The following is a 14831-nucleotide window of genomic DNA, read 5'->3' as shown; positions in this document are numbered from 1 at the left end:
CGGATGGATTCCGTCGGCCAGCAGCGCATGTCTCAGCTGCATGGCGGACGCCGGGACAAGCTCGAGATCAGCCCGAACCTGTGGGCCGGCGTCGGCCTGGTGCGCGGCGGCGCCGGCACCGCGCTGGTCGGCGACCCCGACACGGTGGCGGCGCGCATCCGCGAGTATCAGGACATCGGGATCGATACGTTCATTCTGTCCGGCTATCCGCATCTCGAGGAAGCCTATCGCTTCGCCGAGCTGGTGTTCCCGAAGCTCGGCCTGAACACGGTGGAGCAGGGCGGCAACGTCACCAAGCTCCGCGCGAATACGGGGCCGTTCGGCGAGACCATCGCCAATGAGCATCGTCCCCTGCAGCGGGCGTCGCAGTCATGAGTCTGATCGAAAGCCTTCCCAAAGTCCGCAAGCTCACCGTCCCCAAGGCGGATGGATTGCTGCCCTGGCTCGTCCCGCTTGCGATCCTCCTGATCTGGCAGGCAGCCTCGGTCGCCGGCCTCGTCTCGCCGCGCGTGCTGCCGGCGCCGAGCGACGTCGCGCGCGCCGGCTGGAAGCTGTTGTGGTCGGGCGAGCTCGGCCGCAACATCTGGGTCAGCTTCTGGCGCGCCTCGATCGGCTTTCTGATCGGCGGCAGCATCGGCTTCGCCTTCGGCCTCGCCAATGGCCTGTCGCAGCTCTCCTCGAAGCTGACCGACACCACCTTGCAGATGATCCGCAACGTGCCGCATCTGGCGCTGATCCCGCTGGTCATCCTGTGGTTTGGCATCGACGAGAGCGCAAAGCTGTTTCTCGTCGCGCTCGGTGTGTTCTTCCCGGTGTACCTGAACACGCTGCACGGGATTCGCACCGTCGACCCGCAACTCATTGAAATGGGCCGCGTCTACGGCATGACGGACGGCGAGCTGTTTCGCCGCGTGATCTTCCCCGGCGCGTTGCCGTCGATCTTCGTCGGCCTGCGCTTCGCGCTCGGCATCATGTGGCTCACCCTGATTGTCGCCGAGACGATCGCGGCCTCCTCAGGGCTCGGCTACATGGCGATGCAGGCGCGCGAGTTCATGCAGATCGACGTCGTCGTCCTCTCCATCCTGATCTACGCCCTGCTGGGCAAGGTCGCCGACAGCGCCTCGCGGCTGCTGGAGCGGCTGACGCTGTCCTGGCACCCGGCCTTCAGCAAACATTGAGGTCTGCACATGCAGCAAGTGCTCCGCCTTCCCGTGTCTCGCACCGAAGTGATCGACGCGCCCGACGTGATCCGGCAAGCCGAGGCCTTCCGGTCGCAGCGGAAGCCCAGTGTGACTCCGGCCAAATTTGAGACGCGCGGCCTGCCCCTCGTGATCCGCGATCTTCGCAAGGCGTTCGGCGACAACGAGGTGCTGCGCGGTGTTGATCTCGAGATTCCCGCCGGGCAGTTCGTCGCCATCGTCGGCCAGAGCGGCTGCGGCAAAAGCACGCTGCTGCGGCTGATCGCGGGTCTGGACAAGCCGACCTCGGGCACGATCAGCTTCGGCGACGCGGAGGCCCGCGCGGAGGACATCCGCGTGATGTTCCAGGAGCCGCGGCTGCTGCCTTGGGCGCGGGTATTGTCCAATGTCGAGGTGGGCCTCGGCCGCGACCGCAAAGCCGCCGGTGCGCATGAGCGCGCGCGACAGGCCTTGGAGGAGGTTGGCCTCGCCGAGAAGCGCGACCAATGGCCTTCCGTGCTGTCGGGCGGCCAAAAGCAGCGCGTGGCCCTGGCGCGTGCGCTGGTCAGTGGGCCGCGCTTGCTCGCCTTCGACGAACCGCTCGGCGCGCTCGATGCGCTGACCCGGATCGCGATGCAGCGGCTGCTGGAGCGGGTCTGGGCCGACCAAACCTTCACCGCAATCCTGGTCACCCATGACGTGGCTGAGGCCGTGGCCTTGGCGGACCGGGTCCTGGTCATCGAGAACGGCCGGATCGCCGAGGACATCACGGTCGATCTGCCGCGCCCGCGCCAGCGTGGCTCCGCCGAGCTTGCGGCGCTCGAGGGCTCGATCCTGGGCCAGTTGCTTGGACCGGGCCCGACGGGTTAGGAAAGATCAACGCAATGAACTCCATCGTCCGTCACATGCCTGATGCCACGGCGCTCCAGCCGGATTTCCGCTCTGCGATGCGCCAGCTGGTCGGCGGCGTCAGCGTCATCACGGTCGGACGTGGCGACGAGATCACCGGCATGACCGTGAGCTCGCTGTCCTCGCTCGCGGTCGACCCTCCCTCCATTATCGTCAGTCTCAATCGAACAGCCTCGTCGTGGCCGATTCTGCAGCGGGAGCGCGTATTCGGGGCCAATCTGCTGGCCGCGGACCAAATCGGCGTGGCCGAACGGTTCGCGGGTAAGGGAGGCTTGCGCGGGGCCGAGCGTTTCGTCGGCGCCGAATGGCGCAAGCAGGTCACCGGCGTGCCGCTGCTGGTCGGGGCGCTCGCGACGCTGGATTGCGAGGTCGAGGAGATCCTCGAGCGTCACTCGCATGCCATCGTGATCGGCAAGGTGGTCCACGTCGCGGTCGCGCCGCAGTCGGCCGCTCTGGCGTATTGGCATGGCAGCTATGTCGCCGTTGATCGCGACGACGATCTCGGCCGGCTCGCCGCGCTCAGCGTGCCCGATCCGCGGCTTACACCCTGAGGCAACCAGGCGCGCTGGCGCCGATGCGACGGACGCCGTACAAACCGCTGTCGCCCTCGGCAGCGGAAATCATGAAACGGATCGGAACCTGGGCTCTTTACGCGATCGGTACGGTCGCGGTTCTGTATCTCGCGCTCTACGCCTATGCGGCGTTCACGCAGCGGACGTTCACGCCTGGCGATCCGATCCACATTTTCCGCAATCCCGAGGCGCCGAGCTATTCCTAGACGAGCCTTTCCGGAGCCCCGGTCACATTCATCCGGGAGAAGCAGGCCCCGCTGTCATCGTCCGCGAAGGCGCGAAGGCGGACGATCCGGTACGCCGTGACATCTCGATCCAATCACATCTGCCGCGGAGTACTGGATGCCTCTCGGGGCATGACAGTAGTGGACATGGTGAGAGCTCAACAGAATAGCCGCAGGTTCTAATGAACCGCGGTCTAGGCACCGGCTGCGCGGCGCCTCCGTTGCGGCGGCTCACGCACCCACGGATCTGCCGACTGCTCGCAATCCTGCAACTGCATCCAGTCGGCCGTGAGAAACTGGACGCGGCAGCGGCGCCAGACTCGCGTCTGTATCTTGCCGTCTGGCGAGGTCTCGATGTCCGACAGCGAGAGATAAGGTGGCCGCCAGCGATAGCGGCGTTCATTGTCCCAGCCGTCGCAGCCGCCCGTTCCGCACGCAAGTGTTCGCGAGATCAGCTTGCCTTTGCTGGCAAAGCACCAGCTGCGCGCGCCCCATTCCTCGCCTGAGGATGGCTGCACCAGCGGGGCGTGAGACGTCTGCTCCCAGCAGCCGGCGAGCACGCCGCGCGTCCCCGCCGCGGCCGTCGAAACGAAAAGCGGCGCGCTCGTCACGAGCGCGCCGCCAAGAACGAGTCGAAGAATGCTGGCCAGTCTAGACGGCACTCGGCATGCGCTCGCCGGCGCCCGGCGGCGGGATCGGGACGCCGCCGTCGGCATATTCGTTGAGCTTGTTGCGCAACGTGCGGATCGAGATTCCCAGGATGTTGGCCGCATGTGTCCGGTTGCCCAGGCAGTGCTTCAAGGTTTCCAGGATCAGGTCGCGTTCCACATCGGCGACGGTGCGGCCGACAAGGGCGCGTGTAACCTGCTCGGCGGCCATCGTAGCATGAGCGACGGCCGGCTGCGTCTTGCCGATGTCGAGGCGTGCGCCGTCAGGGGTCAATATCGCGTCCGGTCCAATCTCGTCGCCCTGCGCCATCAGCACCGCGCGATGCATCGTGTTCTCCAACTCGCGGACGTTGCCAGGCCAGCGGTTGGTGGTGAGGATGCGCTTGGCCTCCGCCGAGATCGGCCGCAGCGGCACTGCGTTGGCCTCGGAATATTTGCGGGCGAAGTGCTGCGCGAGCTCGAGGATGTCGGCCGGGCGTTCCCGCAGCGGCGGAATCTTCAGGTTCACGACGTTGAGGCGGAACAGCAGGTCCTCGCGGAACGTGCCCTCGCGTACGGCATCCGCCAGGTTGCGGTTCGAGGTCGCGATGATGCGGATGTCGACCGGCACCGGGCGGGTGCCGCCGACTCGGTCGATCACGCGCTCCTGGATGGCGCGCAGCAGCTTCGACTGCAGCCGCACGTCCATCTCGGAGATTTCGTCGAGCAGGAGCGTGCCGCCATTGGCCTCCTCGAACTTGCCGATGCGACGGGCGACCGCGCCGGTGAAGGCGCCCTTCTCATGGCCGAACAGCTCGGATTCCAGCAGGTGCTCGGGGATCGCGGCGCAGTTGATCGAGATGAACGGGCGCTTGGCGCGGGCCGAGCGGGTGTGGACGTAGCGCGCCAGCACCTCTTTGCCGGTGCCGGACTCGCCGGTGATCATCACAGAGGCATCGGAGCCGGCGATCTGCTGGGCGAGCTTGATCACCTTGGCCATCGCCTCGTCGCGATAGACGAGATCGCGCGAGTCGTTTGCGACGGCGGCCAGCACGGCCGCGATCAGCTCGGGGTCCGGCGGCAGCGGGATGTATTCCTTGGCGCCGGCGTGGATGGCGGCGACCGCGGCGCGGGCATCGCTGGTGATGCCGCAGGCGACGATCGGCACATGGATATGCTCGGCGTCGAGCCGCATCACCAGGTCGCGGATGTCGAGCGCGACGTCGACCAGCAGGAGGTCGGCGCCCTTGCCGCCGCGCAGCACGCGCATCGCCTGCTCGTTGTCTTCGGCATGGGTGACGGTGGCGCCGTTCTCCATGGCGATCTTGGTGGCCGCGGTCAGCTGCCCTTTCAGCGTTCCGACGATGAGAAGCCGCATGTTCGTCTCCTATACGGTCGCGCCGCTCTCGATCAGCGCGCGGGGATCATGTCTGTCAGTTGCGGTCGGACTTGATGATTTCCGTCATCGTCACGCCGAGCTTGTCTTCCACCAGCACCACCTCACCGCGGGCGACGAGGCGGTTGTTGACGTAGATGTCGATGGCCTCGCCGACCTTGCGGTCCAGCTCGAGCACTGTGCCTGGCCCGAGCTTGAGCAACTCGCCGACGTCCATCTTCGAACGGCCGAGCACGGCCGAGACCTGCACCGGCACGTCGAACACCGCTTCGAGATCGGCGGCGATGCGCGCCGCGTTCTCCTCCTCGGTGTAGCCGGTGTCACCGGAGATCGGCGGCGCATCCGCGGCATTGAGGTCGGGAAGCGGGATCTCGTTGTCGCTCATGACTTAACTCCCTTGGCCACCGGAGCGGCCTAGCTCTTCTTGGACGCCATGTAGCGTCCGACCAGTTCGTTGATCTTGGCGTCGATCGCGGCGCGCTCCAGCACGACACCGCCGTCGGCCCATTCGATGCGACAGTCGCCGGTCGCGATCTCCGGCTCGGCGAGGATGACGAGACGCCCCTCGAAGCCGCTCTGCTTGGCGAGCCTCTCGATCTTCTCGCGGGCGAGCTCGTACAGCGTATCGTTGATGCGCAGCACGAGATGCGGCGTGGCCACCAGATGCGAGAAGCAGTCATGCACCAGGCCGGTGATCTCGCCGAGCGGCTCGGCCTCGATCAGCGCGGCGCACAGCTTGCGGGCGACCGCGACGGCGACATCCACCGCCTCGGTCTCCATCCGCTGCTCGATGCCGGCGAAGCGGGCCGAGATGCCCTGCAGCTGGATGTTGATCTGCTCCAGCGCCGCCGCGACGCGGCGGTCTGCCTCGACCTTGGCTTCGCGCTGCGCCGCCTCGTAGCCGTTGCGATAGGCGGCGGCTTCTGCGGCCGCGACTTTCTGTGCGATCTCGGCGGCCGAGGCGCCGCGTTCCCGTGTCTTCTCGGGCGCGGCGAAGTCGGTATCGAACAGGAACTTCGCGGGCTGGGCCATCAGTACACCAGTTCGTCGTCGGCGCGGTTCTTGCTGAGCATGATCTCGCCCTTGGCGGCGAGGTCCTTGGCGAGATTGACGAGCAGGGCCTGCGCCTCGTCGACGTCGCGCAGGCGCACCGGTCCCATCGCGGCCATGTCGTCCTGCAGCATCTTGGCGGCGCGGGAGGACATGTTGCCGAAGAAGAAGTTGCGCACCTCCTCGTTGGCGCTCTTGAGCGCCACGCCGAGCTTGTCCTTGTCGACGTTGCGCAGCAGCGTCTGCGCCGAGGCGGAGTCGAGCTTGATCAGGTCGTCGAAGGTGAACATCAGCGCCTTGATGCGCTCGGCGGATTCGCGGTTCTCTTCCTCCAGCGAGGTGATGAAGCGGGTCTCGGTCTGGCGGTCGAAATTGTTGAAGATCTCGGCCATGACCTCATGGGCGTCGCGGCGGCGGGTCTGCGACAGGTTCGACATGAACTCGGTACGCAGGGTCTGCTCGACCCGCTCGATGACCTCCTTCTGCACGGCTTCCATGCGCAGCATGCGGCCGATGACGTCGAGGGCCATGTCCTCGGGCAGGATCGCGAGCACGCGCGCCGCGTGCTCCGGCTTCAGCTTGGACAGCACGACGGCGATGGTCTGCGGGTATTCGTTCTTGAGGTAGTTGGCGAGAACCTCTTCCTGGACGTTGGAGAGCTTCTCCCACATGTTGCGGCCGGCGGGGCCGCGGATCTCGTCCATGATGCCGGAGACGCGCTCCGACGGCAGGTATTGCTGCAGCAGCCGCTCGGTCGCGTCGAAATTGCCCATCAGCGCACCCGACGCCGACATTCGCGAGACGAATTCGAGCATCAGGTCCTCGACGACGTCGGCTTCGACCGTGCCGAGCGTTGACATCGCCAGCGACAATTCGCGCACCTCGTCGTCGTCGAGCTGCTGCCAGATCTTGCCGCCATACTGCTCGCCGAGCGCAAGCATCATCACGGCCGCCCGCTTCGGGCCGCTCAAGGGCTCGGTCTTCTCACGCTGCGCCTGACGGCTCGCAAGCGTCGCGATGACGGTGGAGATATCGGCGGTGTTGGCGTTCTGGGTCTGCGGAAGCGACATGGCGGTTTACGTTCGGTTCGGTTGCGACGGTTCAGAGGGAGCGGATCATTGCTGCTGCGGCTCGGCGAGCCACTGGCGGATGATGGACGCGGCTTCGCCGGGGTTGCGGTCCGCCAACTCGCCGACCCGGTGGACCGACTGGGCATGGACCTGGCCCTGCACCTGGGCGACGTCGATCATGGTGGCGGTCTGCTGGGCGTGGGCGACCTGCGCCTGGGTCTCGTCGGTGATGGCCGGGACGCCTCCGCTCAGCGCTGCAGCGACCTCTTCGGTCGAGATGATCTTCTTCACCAGCGGCCGCACCACCATGATCACCACGACGATGCCGAGCAGCATCATCACGGCGAGCTCGATGACGTACATCACGTCATCCTTGGTGAAGTGCAGCATGCCGAGGAAGCCGGTGGGCTCGTTGATCTGCGGGACGGTGGGAGCATCGGCGAACTTCAGATTGACCACCTCGACCTGATCGCCGCGCTTCTGGTCGAAGCCGATGGCGGAACGGACGAGGGCGGCGATCCGATCGAGCTCCTCCTTGCTGCGCTCCTTGTAGACCAGCTCGCCCTTCTCGTTCTTGGAGTAGGCGCCGTCGACCAGCACCGCGACCGAGATGCGATTGACCCGTCCGGCCTCGGTGACTTCCGTCTTGGTGGTCCGGGAGATCTCGTAATTGTTGGTCTCTTCGGTCTTCTTGCTCTGGTCCTTCGGCTGCTGCGGCGGCTGGTTCTGCTGATTGCCGGGCAGCTCGTTGTTGACCGTGACCTGACCGTTGCTCTCCGACGTCGCCGACTGCTCTTCGCGGGTCTGGCTCGACCGGAGCACCCGGCCTTCCGGATCGTAGCGGTCGGAGGTCTGGGTGATGCGGTTGAAGTCGAAATCGGCTGACAGTTGGACCCGGGCGCGGCCCGACCCGACTACCGAGGAGACGATGTCCTCGACCTGCTTGCGCATCCGCTTCTCGAAGGCGTTGCGGCGCTCGTCGCCGACCTGCTGGTCGATATCGGTCTGGGTGCCGTCGGCGAGCAGCTGGCCGGCCTCGTCGACGATCGACACACGCTGCGGCTTCAGGCCGTTGACGGCCGAGGCGACGAGGTGGCGGATGGCGCGGATCTGGTTGGACTCGAGCGAGCCGCGCACGCGCACGACGATCGAGGCCGACGGCTCCGGCGTCTCGCGCGAGAACAGCGGCCGCTCGGGAAGGACCAGATGGACGCGGGCGGCCTGAACGCGGTCAATGGCGCGGATGGTGCGGGCGAGCTCGCCCTCCAGCGCGCGGAGATGGTTGATGTTCTGAACGAAGCTCGTGGTGCCCAGCGCGTCCGACTTGTCGAAGATCTCGTAGCCGACGCCGCCGCCCTTGGGCAGGCCGCCCTCGGCGAGCTTCATGCGCAGCCGGGTCACCTTATCCTTCGGGACGAGGATGACGCTGCCCTCATTGCGCATCTCGAATGGAATGCCCTGCCGCTCCAGATCCTTGATGATGCTGGAGGAGTCATCCATGCTCAGGTCGGTGAACAGGGTGGTCATCTGCGGCGCCGTCACGCGCATGATGACGAAGCCGAAGAAGCCGACCAATGCAGCCGTGACCGCCACCATGGCGGTGAGCCGCGCGGCGCCCAAACCCTTCAGGAAGTCCAAGAGACCTTGCAAGCAACTGCCCCATAGTTCGGCATTCGACGGGTGGCTGCTGAAGGGTGATTGGAGCTTCGCGGGCCTTTACGGCCGGTTGCAGAGATCGCGAAATTCAATCCTTAACCTTCACCGACACCCGCATTCCAGGTGGCGATCCGATCGCGGCCTCCGCTCTCCCCCGATGGGGGACAGGTCGCGGAGGTTGAATCGAACCACTGGGCAATTATTGCCTATGGGAAGGTTTCGATATGGTTAACGATGGTTAAGAGGTCCTAACAAACTCCGCACATGCGAAAAATCGGCTTGGCGGAGCCAAGCCGATTTTCGGAGAAATCCAGTCGCGCCGTTAACGCTTTATTGGCGATATTGCTGAATTCGGGTGGTGCGCAGCCCGGCAAGACCATGCTGGTCGATCGAGAACTGCCACGACAGGAATTCGTCGACGGTCAGGGTGTAGCGGCTGCACGCTTCTTCGAGGGACAACAATCCGCCGCGGACGGCAGCGACGACTTCGGCCTTGCGGCGTATGACCCACCTCTTGGTGCCTGGCGCAGGCAAATCCGCGATGGTGAGCGGGCTGCCGTCAGGCCCGATGACGTATTTCACCCTCGGGCGATGGGGTTCTGTCATGGCGTACTCACAAACTCTTAACCACTGAACTCACGGTAAGACCCTACGCCGCCTCGCTTAAAATTTGCCTAAGCAAAGGGCGGGAATCGGGCGCTCCGCGCCAACGCCGCCGCTCCCGGCGGCTGAAAGCCCCGAGAGCGAGATCGTGGTAAATGATTGGTTAAGAGTTTCCGGCGGTTACGCCGGTGTCTCGCCATCCCCGCTGAGCTTGATGCTCAAGCTCAGCTGCAAGCGTATCCGCCGTCTTAAGATCGGGGCACGGTCTTAAGGGCTAGCTAACGATCCGCTGGATCTGGTTGACCGTGTAGGTCTGGCCGCCGATCGTGAGCAGCGGCGGCTGCTGGGTCAGATCGACCGAAGACACCGTGCCCTGGACCTGGGTCGAGAGCGCCACCGTCTTGCCGCTGGCATCCTTGCCGGTGACCGTCAGCGTGTACTTGCCGTCGGGCCAATGGGTACCGTCATTACCGTCGCCGTTCCAGACGTAAGGCACGTTTTCGCCGGCGGTGGCGTTGTAGGTGCCGCTGAAGACGGTCTGGCCGGTGCTGTTGGTGATCGTGGCGGTCATGACGCAGTCGGTCGGGATGTTGACGTTCCAGCCCGCAGTCGAATTGCTCAGAGTGGCGGTCGAGCCGGCGACGACCGCGGTCTTGCCGACGAAGGCGAGCGCCTGCGTGGCCTGCGTCGCCTGCTGCATCGAGATCAGCGACATCAGCTGGTCGTTGGTCTTGAGCTGCTGCTCGACGCCGGCGAACTGCACGAGCTGCTGGGTGAACTGGTTGGTATCCAGCGGGTCGAGCGGGTTCTGGTTCTGCAGCTGCGTCGTCAGCAGCGTCAGGAAGGTCTGGAAGTTGCCCGCGATGGTCGAGCCGGCGGACGTCCCCATGCTGCCGTTGGATGTGGTGTTGGTGGTCTTGGTCGTGCCCGAGACGGCGGGGCTTGCCGTGAGTGCGTCGCCGATAGCCATGGAAGCCTCCTGTTAAACCCTGATATCGACACCGCCCTGCGCACCGAACATCCGTCCATAGGACCGTCCAGCGAGCTGGACCGGGACGTTTTCGTCCTCGGCCACGATCAGGCGATGGGAATTGCCGTTCTGTTGGGGGTCGCCGCCGTTCTGGCCGGACGAGTTCTGGTCGCGCAGTGAGAATTGCAGCCCGCTGTTGTTGCTCTTGAGACCGGCGTCCTGCAGCGCCTGCTGCAGTTGCGGCGCAGTCTGCTGCAGCATCGCCAGCGTCTCCGGCTTCTCGACACGCAGATGCGAGGTCACCTGGCCGTTGCGGTCGACATCGATGCGGACATCGATGCGACCGAGCTCGGCTGGATCCAGCCGGATCTCGAAGCGGCTCTTGCCATTGAGCGCGGAGGCCGCGATCTCGACCGCAAGGCCGTGCAGCGGCACGCTGGCCGTCGTCGCGGCGGTCGCGGTGAGGTTGGCCGCGGTGATCGGATTGGTCTGTGCGGTCGGGGTCGAGAGCTGCGGCTGCAGGGCGGCTGCGGCCTGCGCCGAGGGATCGGGGACGGGCACGTTGGTCTGGGCGTTGGCCTGCGCAGCGCCGCGCTCATGCGCTGACGGGGCCTGAACGGTGTTGCCCTTCGCCGGCTCCAGCTCAGTGCCATCCGGCTTGGCGGCAACGGCCGGCGGTTGGGTCAGGCCGGTGCCTTGCGTCTGCGGATGCGCACCCTGCGCCGGGGCACCGCCCTGATCGGTGCTCTTGCCGACCTCACCGGTGGCAAGTCCGCCCTTGGCCTGGGCCGTGGCCTTGCCCGCCGGCTTGGCGCCGCCCGGCGTGGTGGAATCGAGTGCCGCCGCGAAGGTCTGATTGGACGTGGCCGTGGTCGCGGTCGCGGCCTCCGTCGTCGCGTCCGCGCCGGCGGTGGTGGGATCGGCCTCGCCTGTCGTCTTCACGGCGCCGGCCGTCTTGGCCGCCGCGGCCATCAGGCCGGCATTGGCATCGACCGAACCGTTCAAGATTTGAGCCGCGGTCCCGACCGCTCCGGTCGGGGTCGGCGCGGCGGAGGCGCCGTCGCCATCGGTCGCAGCCGGACCTGTGACAGGGGTGGCGAGCGTGATTTCGGCCGGAATCGCGACAGCCACCGGCGTCGCCGCTGGGGCTTGATCGGCGGAGACGGCCTGAGCAGCCGTCGTCGCGTCGGCGCTGGCCTGGTCGCCGTCCTTCTTATTATCGGTGGTCTTTCCGTCGGTGCTGTCTGTCGAGTCGGTCGTCGTCTTGGCCGACTTGTCGGTCGTGGTGTCGGACGTCGCGTCCGATCCGGCCTTGTCCGTGCGTGACGGGCCGTTATCGGCCTTGTCCTGCGGCTTGTCCGAGGATTTGGTTTGGCTGGTGCGATCCGCGTCGCCGGAGCGGGCGGTGTCGCGGCTCGGCGCGACATTGCCTGTGCGCGGCGCCGGTGCGGCTGACGGCTGCGGCGATGTCGATGGCTCCGGCGGCGTCGCGGCATCGACCAGCGCCGAGAAGCTGTCGGACAGCTGCGAGGCGTCCTGGCGGGACGGTTTCGGCGCCGTGGTCTTGAGAGCCGGGCCGGCCTGGATGTCTGACGTGACGCTGAACACCTTGGATCCTCTCGCGATGAAACTCCACGTGCCAGTTCAGCAAGGAGCGGGCCAAGCCCGATCATGCGGAAAATATTAGATGTTTCAGCTAGTTAATTGGGTGGCTGGGGTGGGGCAAGGGCGCAACGCCCCCGTCATTTCTGCCCGGCCGGCAAGATTTGCCGCCGCTCGCCGCGGCCGGCGCGATTGCTTCGCAGGAAGTGCGCCTATATTAGAGATAGATGCTTCTCGTGTTGTTTCCGACCGGGAGACCGTGTCCAGACATCGCTGGAGGCAAGCCATCCGCAAAGACGGCGCATGTGCGGCGTTCCCGTGCCGGGAACTCGCAGCCTGACGTCGCGATCGCAGTGACCTGACCATGCTCAACAGTCTCGATCTCGAAGGCCGTCCCGAGGACACCAGGGTCGTCGTCGCCATGTCCGGCGGCGTGGACTCGTCGGTCACGGCTGCACTGTTGAAGTCGCAGGGTTACGACGTGGTCGGCATCACCCTGCAGCTCTACGACCACGGCGCGGCGACGCATCGCAAGGGCGCCTGCTGCGCCGGCCAGGACATTCACGACGCCCGCAACGTCGCCGAGCGGCTCGGCATCCCCCATTACGTGCTGGACTACGAGGATCGCTTCCGCGAGTCGGTGATCGACAATTTTGCCGCGAGCTACGCCTCTGGCGAGACGCCGGTGCCGTGCATCGAGTGCAACCGCGCCATCAAGTTCGGCGATCTCCTGAAGACTGCGCGCGAGCTGGGCGCCTCGGTGCTGGCGACCGGCCATTATGTCGCCTCGCGACGGCTGGCGAATGGATCGCCCGCGCTCGTCTGCGCCGCCGATGCCGATCGCGATCAGAGCTACTTCCTGTTCGCGACGACGCGCGAGCAGCTCGATTATCTGCGCTTTCCGCTCGGCGACATGACCAAGCCGGAGGTGCGCGAGCTCGCCCGCCGCTTCGGTCTCGAGGTTGCCGACAAGCATGACAGCCAGGACATCTGCTTCGTGCCGACCGGCCGCTACACCGACATCATCGGCAAGCTGCGCCCGAACGCGATGGAGCCGGGCGAGATCGTCGATCTCAACGGCCGCGTGCTCGGAACGCATCAGGGCATCGCTAACTATACGATCGGCCAGCGCAAGGGCCTCGGCATCGCCGCCGGCGCGCCGCTCTACGTCGTCAAGCTCGACGTTGCGACGCGCCGCGTCGTCGTGGGTCCGCGCGAGGCGCTGCGCACGCATCGCATCACCTTGCGCGAGGTGAACTGGATCGGCGACGGCGCGCTCGACGCGGCCGTGCGCGACGGCCTCGAGCTGTTCGTGCGGGTGCGCTCGACCCGTCCGCCGCAGCCGGCCTGGCTGCGCGGCGCCGATGGCAGTTACGAAGTCGAGCTCGTCGGCGGCGAGGAGGGCGTCTCGCCGGGCCAGGCCTGCGTGTTCTACGACGCAGCCTCAGGCCGTGCGCGCGTGCTCGGCGGCGGCTTCATCCAGAGCGCTGTCGCCGAAAGCAGTCAGGCGTCCGGCCTCGTCCGGCCGCAGCGCGTGGCCGAGCCGCTTCGCGGCTGATCAGCATCCATCATTCAGGGCAGGGGCATGGGGGACATCGACCGCGCGGGGGTCGAAAAGGCCTACGAGCGTTGGGCGCCGATCTACGATCTGGTGTTCGGCAAGGTCTTCGATCAGGGGCGCCAATCGACCATCGCGGAAGCCGATCGCATCGGCGGCCGCATTCTCGACGTCGGCGTCGGCACCGGCCTGTCGCTGTCGGACTATGCGCGCACCACGAAGATCTGCGGCGTCGACATCTCCGAGCCGATGCTGCGCCGGGCGCAGGCGCGCGTCCGCGAGCTGAAGCTGTTCAATGTCGAGACGCTCGCGGTGATGGACGCGAAGCACCTCGCGTTCCCCAATGACTTTTTCGACGCGGTGGTCGCGCAATACGTCATCACCGCGGTGCCGGATCCCGAAGCGACGCTGGATGATTTCATCCGCGTGCTGAAGCCGGGGGGCGAGCTGATCCTGGTCAACCACATCGGCGCCGAGAGCGGGCCGCGGCGCATCTTCGAGCTTGCGTTTGCGCCGATCGCCCGCCGTCTCGGCTGGCGGCCGGAGTTCCCATGGGCGCGGCTGGTGGACTGGGCCGCCAGGCACGGCGGCGTGACGCTGGCTGAACGCCGGCCGATGCCGCCGCTCGGTCATTTCTCGCTGATCCGCTACCGCAAGGGCTGATCGGCGCGCGCTTTGCCGCACGGCCGTTTGGCTGGGAACGCGAACGCAAGGTCCGCGTTGCTCCGCCATGAGCATCAGGCAATCACTGTTCCTTTCGTTCCTGCTGGCATCGGCCTCTCCCGTGGCCCATGCCCAGGCGCCGCCGACACCGGCCACGCCGCCGCAGACGACGGCGCCGGCTCCCAACGCGAATGCCGCTTGTGCGCCGAATGCGCGAGCAACGCCGACACCCGACGGCATCACCACCGGCCGCGCCGGCGAGCCGCTGGGCGAGAAGCTCGCCAAGACCAACGGCGTGCTGTGCCCGCCGAGCGGTGTCGACCCGGAGATGCACGCGCCGACACCCGAAGGCGGCACCACGCCGGTAATTCCGCCGCCTGGCAGCCCCGGCGGCAATCCGAACGTGCAGCCGAAGTGAGCCGGTCGGGACAGAGATTCGCGGGCGTGCGCCAACGCGCCCGCGACCGGCGCGTCGTCGCCGACGATCTACCCGCAAGACCTTGAGGAGGCGCACGGAAATCGTGCGGCAGGAAAACCGCTGCGGGCCGCGAGCTTGGCTTGACAGCGGTAGGAACGCCTCCTTATATGCCGGCCGTCCACAAAGCCCACCATGCTCCGCGCTGGTCTGGCTCTGGTCGGACACCGTGGCGGGGTAGCTCAGCTGGTTAGAGCACGGGAATCATAATCCTGGGGTCGGGGGTTCGAGTCCCTCCCCCGCTACCACATTCCCCCT

Annotated in this window: 16 protein-coding genes, 1 tRNA gene and 1 pseudogene; 9 read left to right on the top strand and 9 right to left on the bottom strand. The window is 66.4% G+C overall.

Going from position 1 to position 14831, the window contains the following annotated elements; genetic code table 11:
• The 5 genes and pseudogenes from BRAO375_RS16100 to BRAO375_RS38020 all read left to right on the top strand — a co-directional run.
• A pseudogene (locus BRAO375_RS16100) lies at positions 1-375 on the top strand (alkanesulfonate monooxygenase); the annotation flags it as partial.
• Positions 372-1178 carry an aliphatic sulfonate ABC transporter permease SsuC gene (ssuC, locus tag BRAO375_RS16095; RefSeq protein WP_009028521.1) on the top strand — a complete coding sequence of 269 codons (807 nt, stop codon included), beginning with the start codon at positions 372-374 and terminating at the stop codon, positions 1176-1178. The pseudogene BRAO375_RS16100 and the gene ssuC, both read left to right, overlap by 4 nt.
• A 9-nt stretch (positions 1179-1187) precedes the next feature.
• Positions 1188-2048: an ATP-binding cassette domain-containing protein gene (locus BRAO375_RS16090; RefSeq protein WP_009028520.1), complete on the top strand. Its 861-nt coding sequence runs from the start codon at positions 1188-1190 to the stop codon at positions 2046-2048.
• Positions 2049-2062: 14 nt separating this feature from the next.
• A complete protein-coding gene (locus tag BRAO375_RS16085; RefSeq protein WP_009028519.1) occupies positions 2063-2638 on the top strand; it encodes a flavin reductase family protein in 576 nt (191 codons plus the stop codon).
• A 71-nt stretch (positions 2639-2709) separates the two neighbouring features.
• Positions 2710-2865 (top strand): hypothetical protein, encoded by a 156-nt coding sequence (locus BRAO375_RS38020; RefSeq protein WP_009028518.1) that lies wholly within the window; start codon positions 2710-2712, stop codon positions 2863-2865.
• Between the two features lie 212 nt (positions 2866-3077).
• Here BRAO375_RS38020 and BRAO375_RS16075 read toward each other — a convergent pair whose 3' ends face one another.
• The 9 genes from BRAO375_RS16075 to BRAO375_RS16035 all read right to left on the bottom strand — a co-directional run bounded on the left by BRAO375_RS16075 (position 3078) and on the right by BRAO375_RS16035 (position 11883).
• On the bottom strand, positions 3078-3494 hold the full coding sequence (locus tag BRAO375_RS16075) for a hypothetical protein (RefSeq protein ID WP_244423203.1): 417 nt from the start codon (positions 3492-3494) through the stop codon (positions 3078-3080).
• 40 nt (positions 3495-3534) lie between these two features.
• Entirely contained in the window at positions 3535-4908 is a 1374-nt protein-coding gene (gene flbD, locus BRAO375_RS16070) for a sigma-54-dependent transcriptional regulator FlbD (RefSeq protein WP_009028516.1), read from the bottom strand.
• A 55-nt stretch (positions 4909-4963) separates the two neighbouring features.
• Positions 4964-5311 carry a flagellar motor switch protein FliN gene (gene fliN / locus BRAO375_RS16065; protein ID WP_009028515.1) on the bottom strand — a complete coding sequence of 116 codons (348 nt, stop codon included), beginning with the start codon at positions 5309-5311 and terminating at the stop codon, positions 4964-4966.
• A 29-nt stretch (positions 5312-5340) separates the two neighbouring features.
• On the bottom strand, positions 5341-5958 hold the full coding sequence (locus tag BRAO375_RS16060) for a FliH/SctL family protein (protein ID WP_009028514.1): 618 nt from the start codon (positions 5956-5958) through the stop codon (positions 5341-5343).
• On the bottom strand, positions 5958-7046 hold the full coding sequence (fliG, locus tag BRAO375_RS16055) for a flagellar motor switch protein FliG (protein ID WP_009028513.1): 1089 nt from the start codon (positions 7044-7046) through the stop codon (positions 5958-5960). The genes BRAO375_RS16060 and fliG overlap by 1 nt, the downstream gene beginning before the upstream one ends.
• A 45-nt stretch (positions 7047-7091) precedes the next feature.
• Positions 7092-8696, bottom strand: a complete 1605-nt coding sequence (gene fliF, locus BRAO375_RS16050; protein ID WP_009028512.1) for a flagellar basal-body MS-ring/collar protein FliF — start codon at positions 8694-8696, stop codon at positions 7092-7094.
• Positions 8697-9032: 336 nt separating this feature from the next.
• The gene (gene sciP / locus BRAO375_RS16045) at positions 9033-9308 is read right to left on the bottom strand and encodes a CtrA inhibitor SciP (protein ID WP_002714638.1); all 276 of its coding nucleotides are present in this window, start codon (positions 9306-9308) and stop codon (positions 9033-9035) included.
• Between the two features lie 271 nt (positions 9309-9579).
• The gene (locus tag BRAO375_RS16040; RefSeq protein WP_009028510.1) at positions 9580-10275 is read right to left on the bottom strand and encodes a flagellar hook assembly protein FlgD; all 696 of its coding nucleotides are present in this window, start codon (positions 10273-10275) and stop codon (positions 9580-9582) included.
• A 12-nt stretch (positions 10276-10287) separates the two neighbouring features.
• On the bottom strand, positions 10288-11883 hold the full coding sequence (locus BRAO375_RS16035; RefSeq protein WP_009028509.1) for a flagellar hook-length control protein FliK: 1596 nt from the start codon (positions 11881-11883) through the stop codon (positions 10288-10290).
• 358 nt (positions 11884-12241) lie between these two features.
• On the opposite strand from BRAO375_RS16035, the gene mnmA reads away from it, so the two are divergent.
• The 4 genes from mnmA to BRAO375_RS16015 all read left to right on the top strand — a co-directional run bounded on the left by mnmA (position 12242) and on the right by BRAO375_RS16015 (position 14821).
• Positions 12242-13435: a tRNA 2-thiouridine(34) synthase MnmA gene (gene mnmA, locus BRAO375_RS16030; RefSeq protein WP_009028508.1), complete on the top strand. Its 1194-nt coding sequence runs from the start codon at positions 12242-12244 to the stop codon at positions 13433-13435.
• A gap of 27 nt (positions 13436-13462) precedes the next feature.
• Entirely contained in the window at positions 13463-14098 is a 636-nt protein-coding gene (locus BRAO375_RS16025; RefSeq protein ID WP_009028507.1) for a class I SAM-dependent methyltransferase, read from the top strand.
• A gap of 67 nt (positions 14099-14165) precedes the next feature.
• Positions 14166-14516, top strand: a complete 351-nt coding sequence (locus BRAO375_RS16020) for a hypothetical protein (RefSeq protein WP_009028506.1) — start codon at positions 14166-14168, stop codon at positions 14514-14516.
• A 228-nt stretch (positions 14517-14744) separates the two neighbouring features.
• Positions 14745-14821, top strand: a tRNA-Met gene (locus tag BRAO375_RS16015).
• The last annotated feature ends 10 nt before the right edge of the window (positions 14822-14831 follow it).

The sequence above is a fragment of the Bradyrhizobium sp. ORS 375 genome, from assembly GCF_000239775.1.
Lineage (GTDB): Bacteria > Pseudomonadota > Alphaproteobacteria > Rhizobiales > Xanthobacteraceae > Bradyrhizobium.
The sequence above is the reverse complement of the archived record's forward strand: the minus strand, read 5'-3'. Positions and strand labels throughout refer to the sequence as shown.

Bases quoted from the DNA above. Each gene is read 5' to 3' on its own strand.
- ssuC (WP_009028521.1), top strand. From the start codon at position 372: ATGAGTCTGATCGAAAGCCTTCCCAAAGTCCGCAAGCTCACCGTCCCC.
- BRAO375_RS16090 (WP_009028520.1), top strand. From the start codon at position 1,188: ATGCAGCAAGTGCTCCGCCTTCCCGTGTCTCGCACCGAAGTGATCGAC.
- BRAO375_RS16085 (WP_009028519.1), top strand. From the start codon at position 2,063: ATGAACTCCATCGTCCGTCACATGCCTGATGCCACGGCGCTCCAGCCG.
- BRAO375_RS38020 (WP_009028518.1), top strand. From the start codon at position 2,710: ATGAAACGGATCGGAACCTGGGCTCTTTACGCGATCGGTACGGTCGCG.
- flbD (WP_009028516.1), bottom strand. From the start codon at position 4,908: ATGCGGCTTCTCATCGTCGGAACGCTGAAAGGGCAGCTGACCGCGGCC.
- fliN (WP_009028515.1), bottom strand. From the start codon at position 5,311: ATGAGCGACAACGAGATCCCGCTTCCCGACCTCAATGCCGCGGATGCG.
- BRAO375_RS16060 (WP_009028514.1), bottom strand. From the start codon at position 5,958: ATGGCCCAGCCCGCGAAGTTCCTGTTCGATACCGACTTCGCCGCGCCC.
- fliG (WP_009028513.1), bottom strand. From the start codon at position 7,046: ATGTCGCTTCCGCAGACCCAGAACGCCAACACCGCCGATATCTCCACC.
- sciP (WP_002714638.1), bottom strand. From the start codon at position 9,308: ATGACAGAACCCCATCGCCCGAGGGTGAAATACGTCATCGGGCCTGAC.
- BRAO375_RS16040 (WP_009028510.1), bottom strand. From the start codon at position 10,275: ATGGCTATCGGCGACGCACTCACGGCAAGCCCCGCCGTCTCGGGCACG.
- mnmA (WP_009028508.1), top strand. From the start codon at position 12,242: ATGCTCAACAGTCTCGATCTCGAAGGCCGTCCCGAGGACACCAGGGTC.
- BRAO375_RS16025 (WP_009028507.1), top strand. From the start codon at position 13,463: ATGGGGGACATCGACCGCGCGGGGGTCGAAAAGGCCTACGAGCGTTGG.
- BRAO375_RS16020 (WP_009028506.1), top strand. From the start codon at position 14,166: ATGAGCATCAGGCAATCACTGTTCCTTTCGTTCCTGCTGGCATCGGCC.